The following is a 6,163-nucleotide window of genomic DNA, read 5'->3' as shown; positions in this document are numbered from 1 at the left end:
GTGACCGAGTTGAACTCACGATTGAGGATGCCGACATAGGTGGAATCGGAGAGCTTGTTCGCCGCCACCGCAGCACCGAAGTAACGGCCGGACTGGGCCGCAGCCGCAGCGAGGGTGGACTCGGCGGCCTGGGCAAGACTAGGTAGCAGAGAGACGACTAGGACCGCAACTATCGCTGCGGTTCCGGAGGCAGAGAGCGTTCGAAGTCGACGCCCGGAGGGACGGTTCCGGGAGATCATGCTGATCCTCCACAGGTGGAATGGGAAACGAGGTGAAGGTTGCGAGGAACCCGCCGGGGGTGGTTGTGGACGCCGGGCTCCAGGTGGTGAAGGTGGTGGTGGTCACCTGGCAGGTGGATAAGGCCTGATGGTCGGGGTGCGGCGCCTCCCAGGACTGGAACACATTGTTAACGATCACATCGATCGATGCCTCTCAGGCTGGCAGAAGACTCCCGGGTTTTCAACCGGTAGTTTCGGGCCTCGACCGATAGTTTTTCGGCGGATGACCGGTGCGGGAGGAGGTGTCGTACCTGGCGGTGGGGCATGAAGGTCCGGTCCGGCCCAGCCCGGCACCCCGACGAACGGAATGTCGTGCGGGCCTCCAGGCGTGCCAACGATGAGGATCGTTAACAGTCGAACGCCACCGCACCGGTGCGTTGTCGGGTCAGGCCGGAGCGATCAGGGAGCCATCGTCGTCGCGTACCGTGATCGCCTCGACCGGGCACGACTCCGCGGCGTCGATCACCGTCTCGGTCGGCTCGACGGCCGCCGCGATCGGGGTGGCCACCCCCGACTCCATCCGAAAGTGGGCCGGTGCCATGCCGACGCAGCCACCCGAGCCGATGCAGCGCCGGGCGTCGACCTCGATCCGCCAGTCGGCGCTCACCAGGTCACCGGCATCCGGGCCAGACCTCGGACGATCATCCCGCTCTTCCAGGCGAGTTCCGCCTCGGGCACGGCGATCCGCAGCTCGGGCAGCCGGGCGACAAGGGTGCCGATCCCGACCTGCAACTCCATCCGGGCGAGCTGCGCACCCAGGCAGTGGTGCACACCGTGCCCGAAGCCGATGTGCGGGTTGGTCTCGCGGCCAAGGTCGAGCCGGTCGGGATCGGCGAAGACGGACTCGTCCCGGTTCGCCGAGGAGAGCGAGCCGATAACCGGTTCGCCAGCCCGCACCAGCACCCCGCCGACCTCGATGTCCTCGGTTGCGTACCGAGCGAACGCGGACGCCACCCCGAGCGGGACGTAGCGCATCAGTTCCTCGATCGCGGTCGGCACCCGGTCCGGTTCGGCCCGCAGCCAGGCCAGCTGGTCCGGATGGGTGAGCAGGACGTACGCGAAGTTGGGCAGCTGGGTGACTGTGGTTTCGTGGCCGGCGGCGAGCAGCCCGGCGGCGAGCTGCACGACCTCCTGTTCGGTGAACCGGTCCTGGTGCTCGTCGCGCGCCCGCACCATGGCGCAGATCAGGTCGTCGGTGGGCTCCCGGCGCCGCTGCTGGACGAGTTCGCCGATGTACCCGTACAGGTTGTCGAGGTACTCGTGGATCTGCTCAGGTGACAGCGAGGTGGTCGAGACGATCGCCTCCGACCAGACGTGGAAGAGGTGCCGGTCGGCGAAGGGCACCCCGAGCAGCTCACAGATCACCTGGATCGGCAGCGGGGTGGCGAACTGCTCGACCAGGTCGGCCGGCGGCCCGGCCGTCACCATGGCATCGATCAGTTCGTCGGCGATCTGCCGGGTCCGGGGCCGGAGCTGCTCGACCCGGCGGGCGGTGAACGCCTTGGCGACCAGCCGCCGCAGCCGGGTGTGCTCCGGCGGGTCCATGGACAGGATGCCGCCCTCGATCTGCCTCGGGGTGAGCCGCGGCTCGTCCCGGCCGACGCTGGCGGCCCGACTGAATCTCGCGTCACCGAGAACGGTCCGCACGTCTGCGTACCGGGTGGCGAGCCACGCCTCCTCGCCGAACGGCAGCCGTACCCGGGTGAGTGGCTCGGTGCGCCGTAGCTCGGCGTAGAGGGGGTCCAGGTTGAGTCGATCGGGAGGGCTGAACGGGTACGACCGCGCGGCGACCCTGGCGACGTCTGGCATTGGTCAACCCCCAAAGCAGACCGAATCACCCGCGAATCAGCGGAATGATCAACCCATAGTGACGTGTCGATGGCCGATAGTAGTGGAGAACATGGATCCGTACCAGTGCGCTGCCTCGTCGGGTCAGTCGATCCGGCGCCGTCCACCCACTCTCGTTGACCTGCGGGACGCCGGTTAGCCTGCCTGTTCATGGACGCCGACGAGCGCCTCGAACTGGCCGTAGATCCGGCCCGGCCGACCGGGCGTACGCTGCTCGCCGGCGGTGTCGAGCAGTCGTACGTGGACGTCGTCGATCCCACCTACCTGCATTTCGAGTACGTCCGCCGGATGGCCGCCGTGACCGATCTCGCCGCGCCGGGCGGTGATCCGCTGGCGGTGCTGCATCTCGGCGGCGGTGCGCTGACGCTTCCGCGCTATGTCGCCGCGACTCGCCCAGGCTCCAGGCAGGTGGTGGTGGAGCGGGACCCGGCTGTGGTCGAGTTGGTGGAGCGGGCCTTCCCGCCGCGACCGGCAGCTGTCGAGATCCGCGTCGCCGACGCCCGGGAGGCGGTCGCCGCCGCGCCCGCCGGGGCGTACGACCTGGTGCTCGCCGACATCTACCGGGCGGCCCGGATGCCGCCCCACGTGGCCGCCGTGTCCTTCGTGGCCGAGGTGGCCCGGGTCCTGCGCCCGGACGGTATCTACCTGGTCAACGTCACCGACCTGCCGCCGCTGGTCTTCACCCGGGTGCAGGCGGCCACTCTGCGGGCGGTCTTCGCCGACGTGTGCGTCGTCGCCGACCGTCGGATGCTGCGCGGCCGGCGGTACGGCAACGTGGTGCTCGCCGCGGCGCTGCGCCCGCACCGACTGCCCGTGGCGCGCCTGGTGGTACGGGCACTGCGCGATCCGCTGCCCGGCGGCGTACTGCACGGTCCGGCGCTTGACACGTTCATCGCCGGTGCCCGGCCGTACGCCGACGACACCGAGCGCTGAGCCTCGAACCGGTCAGCCGGGTGCGGCCGGGCCGGCGACCGGCCCGATCCGCGACCGAGGACTCCTGTTCCCCGGGTACGCGTGAAGGGCTGAGTGGGCGTCATTCGTTGCGGCGGTACCTCCCTGGGGCGGTGCCGTGTTGGCGCTTGAAGGCGTTGGCGAACGCGAACTCGGATGTGTAGCCGACCTTGGCGGCGATGGCGCGCAGGGGCGTGTCGGATTCCCTGAGGAGTCGGGCGGCGGTGGTCATCCGCCACCAGGTCAGGTAGGTGAGTGGCGGTTGGCCGAGCAGGGTGGTGAAACGCCTGGCGAACGCGGCCCGGGACAGTCCGGCCCGCGTGGCGAGGGTGGCAACTGTCCAGCGCCGTGCCGGGTCGTGGTGCATGGCCTGTAGCGCGGCCGTGGTGGCCGGGTCGTTGAGTGCCGCCGCCCAGCCGGTGTCGCTCGTGGCGGTGCTCTGCCGGTCGATCCAGGCACGCAGGATCTGCAGCAGCAGCGTGTCGAGGAGCGCGGGAACGATCGCGTCCGTGCCGAGGCGGGGCCGTTCCAGCTCGGCGGCGAGCAGGTCAACGGTGGCGCGCAGCTCGGGGTGCCTGCCGAGGTGTGCGGGAAGGTGGACGAGTTCGGGCAGGTCGTCCAGGAGCGGATGGGATCGTGCCGGATCGATTTCGTAGGCACCGCAGAGGGTCACTGTCGCGGGCGTCCCGGCGGGGGTGCCGACGGTGTCGGCGGCGTAGCGCTTGAGCACCTGTGGGTCGTTCGGGTCGCACGCGGGTGCGATCGGTGTGGTTGTCGGGTCGTCCGCCAGCGTGTGCCCGCGTCCGTGGGGTCGGAACACCACGTCCCCGACGGCCAGCGGCACCGGGTCGGTTTCCGGCCGGCTGAGCCAGCATCGTCCCTGCAGGAGAATCTGGAAGCCGGTGGCTCCGGGAACGGATGCGAACCGCTGCGCCCACGGGGCGTGCCATGCCAACAGCGCCGCCCGTGGTTGGCCCGTTCGCATGACCGTGATCACGTCGCTGAGTACGTCCACCCGGCCACGGTAGCTTTGCCGAGACGATCGGACATGAATGAGGGACTGTGACGCATGGTCCGTCTTTTGTTCGCGTCGTAGGTTCGTTCTGTGAGAGCCATGCGAATTCACCGGTACGGTGACGCCTCCGTCATCCGCGACGACGACATTCCCCGGCCGACGCCAGGCCTCGGTGAGGTGCTGATCGAGGTCGCCGCCACCTCGTTCAACCCGTCCGATACCGGCCTGCGGCGCGGGCTGCTGCGTTCGGTCTTCCCGCTGGACCTGCCGCACACGCTCGGCGGAGATGTCGCCGGCCGGGTTGTCGAGGTCGGCGAGAACGTGGACAGCTTCGCCGTCGGCGATCCGGTCATCGGCCAGGTCGACGGCGCTGCGGCCGAGTACGTGACCGCCCCTGCCGACGTGCTGGTCGCGGCGCCCGGCGCCATTCCTCTCGCCCATGCCGCCGCCATCCCGATCGCGGGCGTCACCGCCTGGCAGGCGGTGTTCGAGCACGCGAGGATCGGAGCCGGGCAACGAGTGCTTGTCAACGGCGCGGGCGGCGGCGTAGGCGGGTTCGCCGTCCAGCTCGCCAAGCACGCCGGAGCGTACGTGGTCGCCACCGCCAGCCCACGCAGCACCGACAAGGTTCGCCGACACGGCGCCGACGAGATCGTCGACTACACGGCCACGCCCCTCACCGACGCGATCGACGAACCCGTCGACGCGATCCTCAACCTCGTCCCGCTCACCACTCGACAGGCCGGGACGCTGCTCCCACTGATTCGACCGGGCGGCGTTGTCGTGTCCGTCACCATCCCGATCAAGGCACCCGCCGGGTCTCCGGTGAACGCCGTGCACTTCGTCGCCCGCAACGACACGAGCCACCTCGCCGCACTGGTGAAGCTCATCGACGCGGGTACCGTCCGGGTGGACATCGCCGCGACCCGTCACCTCACCGACCTGGCTTCGGTGCACCGGGAAGCGGAGTCCGGCCGTACCCGAGGCAAGATCATCCTCGTTCCGCGGCGGGACTCCCGCTGACTGCCGTGCCGGTGACTACGGCGCGCGACTGCGGGTACCCAGCGCACATGGCGCGGTACACGAAGCCCGAGCTGCGGGAACAGCTCAAGGAAGAGATCAAGTCGTCCGACCGGGGCGGCCGGCCCGGACAGTGGTCGGCGCGCAAGTCGCAGCTGCTCACCAAGGAGTACCAGAAGCGCGGCGGCGGCTACCAGGGTGCGAAGGACGAGCGCCAGAAGTCGCTCCAGCAGTGGGGCGACCAGAAATGGCGGACCAGACAGGGCACCACCCGGGCGCGACACGACGGCGAAACCGACCGTTACCTGCCCGATCAGGCATGGAACCAGCTCTCCGCCGAGCAGCGGCAAGCGACCGACGCCAAGAAGCGGAAGGCATCGAAGTCCGGCAAGCAGTACGTCGCCAACACCGGTCCGGCCAAGCGCGCGCGCCGGAACGCCGTGGCGTCCGTGTCGCTCACCGATCTGCCGGTCGCTGAGGCGGCCCGACACGTCCGCGACCTCGACGCCGGTCAGCTCAGGGCGGCACTACGCGAAGAACGCGCTGGAAAGGGCCGCAAGACGCTCATCCAACGCCTGCAGTCGGCACTCGATCGCCGCTGATCGCCAGCAGGCAGGCGACCCTCCTCCGGGCGGTCGGATATCGTTTCGGCTCCGGCGGGAGCGTCAGGGACGCCGAGGCGGGTACTGTCGGTGTCGGCGGGCAGTCGTCCGCGACCGGGACACCGCAGTGGGCTCGTGACGAGCGTCGGACTTCATGGCGCTGCCCGGCGGTCCATCTCGCCTCAATGTGTTTTCGCTCCTCATGAAGGATTTGCATGGCATCGAACGGCAATGACGGTTCGGCGTTGTTTCTCGCCGCACCCACCCTCGACGAGCCCGACGACTCGGGTCCGAGCGTCGACGGGAGTGAAGAAGCGATGCGGCGGCTCCGCCACCCGTTCGCGGTAGGCCCCGACTCGGCGCTGGGGCGCACGGCGACCTCGGGCGAGCGCCCGGATCGGCGCCGCTGATCGTCACCCGGCGAGAAGCGGGTGCGCTGGCCGAAACTT

7 protein-coding genes and 1 pseudogene are annotated in these 6,163 nt (G+C 69.6%); 4 read left to right on the top strand and 4 right to left on the bottom strand.

Features of this window, described 5'->3' with window-relative positions; translation table 11 throughout:
* The 3 genes and pseudogenes from AB0I71_RS31065 to AB0I71_RS31055 form a co-directional block, all read right to left on the bottom strand.
* Positions 1-239, bottom strand: a pseudogene (locus AB0I71_RS31065) (1,4-beta-xylanase); the annotation flags it as partial.
* Between the two features lie 424 nt (positions 240-663).
* Positions 664-885: a ferredoxin gene (locus AB0I71_RS31060; RefSeq protein WP_357590729.1), complete on the bottom strand. Its 222-nt coding sequence runs from the start codon at positions 883-885 to the stop codon at positions 664-666.
* Positions 882-2,087, bottom strand: a complete 1,206-nt coding sequence (locus AB0I71_RS31055; protein ID WP_357590727.1) for a cytochrome P450 — start codon at positions 2,085-2,087, stop codon at positions 882-884. Before AB0I71_RS31055 ends, AB0I71_RS31060 begins: the two co-directional genes overlap by 4 nt.
* Positions 2,088-2,276: 189 nt before the next feature.
* On the opposite strand from AB0I71_RS31055, the gene AB0I71_RS31050 reads away from it, so the two are divergent.
* Positions 2,277-3,059 carry a fused MFS/spermidine synthase gene (locus tag AB0I71_RS31050; RefSeq protein WP_357590725.1) on the top strand — a complete coding sequence of 261 codons (783 nt, stop codon included), beginning with the start codon at positions 2,277-2,279 and terminating at the stop codon, positions 3,057-3,059.
* 100 nt (positions 3,060-3,159) lie between these two features.
* Here AB0I71_RS31050 and AB0I71_RS31045 read toward each other — a convergent pair whose 3' ends face one another.
* Positions 3,160-4,092, bottom strand: coding sequence for an AraC family transcriptional regulator (locus AB0I71_RS31045; RefSeq protein WP_357590723.1), 933 nt, complete (start codon positions 4,090-4,092; stop codon positions 3,160-3,162).
* A 99-nt stretch (positions 4,093-4,191) separates the two neighbouring features.
* Between AB0I71_RS31045 and AB0I71_RS31040 the strand changes: the two genes are divergently transcribed.
* From AB0I71_RS31040 to AB0I71_RS31030, 3 genes are all read left to right on the top strand, one after another.
* Positions 4,192-5,115: an NADP-dependent oxidoreductase gene (locus AB0I71_RS31040; protein WP_357590721.1), complete on the top strand. Its 924-nt coding sequence runs from the start codon at positions 4,192-4,194 to the stop codon at positions 5,113-5,115.
* A gap of 47 nt (positions 5,116-5,162) precedes the next feature.
* Entirely contained in the window at positions 5,163-5,714 is a 552-nt protein-coding gene (locus AB0I71_RS31035; RefSeq protein ID WP_357590719.1) for a hypothetical protein, read from the top strand.
* Between the two features lie 215 nt (positions 5,715-5,929).
* Positions 5,930-6,124, top strand: a complete 195-nt coding sequence (locus AB0I71_RS31030; RefSeq protein WP_357590717.1) for a hypothetical protein — start codon at positions 5,930-5,932, stop codon at positions 6,122-6,124.
* The last annotated feature ends 39 nt before the right edge of the window (positions 6,125-6,163 follow it).

This window comes from Micromonospora sp. NPDC049891 (genome assembly GCF_040660295.1).
Taxonomy (GTDB): domain Bacteria; phylum Actinomycetota; class Actinomycetes; order Mycobacteriales; family Micromonosporaceae; genus Micromonospora.
This window is presented reverse-complemented; position numbering and strand designations above follow the sequence as displayed.

Excerpts from the sequence above, each read along its gene's own strand:
- AB0I71_RS31055 (WP_357590727.1), bottom strand. The coding sequence starts at position 2,087 with ATGCCAGACGTCGCCAGGGTCGCCGCGCGGTCGTACCCGTTCAGCCCT.
- AB0I71_RS31050 (WP_357590725.1), top strand. The coding sequence starts at position 2,277 with ATGGACGCCGACGAGCGCCTCGAACTGGCCGTAGATCCGGCCCGGCCG.
- AB0I71_RS31040 (WP_357590721.1), top strand. The coding sequence starts at position 4,192 with ATGCGAATTCACCGGTACGGTGACGCCTCCGTCATCCGCGACGACGAC.
- AB0I71_RS31035 (WP_357590719.1), top strand. The coding sequence starts at position 5,163 with ATGGCGCGGTACACGAAGCCCGAGCTGCGGGAACAGCTCAAGGAAGAG.
- AB0I71_RS31030 (WP_357590717.1), top strand. The coding sequence starts at position 5,930 with ATGGCATCGAACGGCAATGACGGTTCGGCGTTGTTTCTCGCCGCACCC.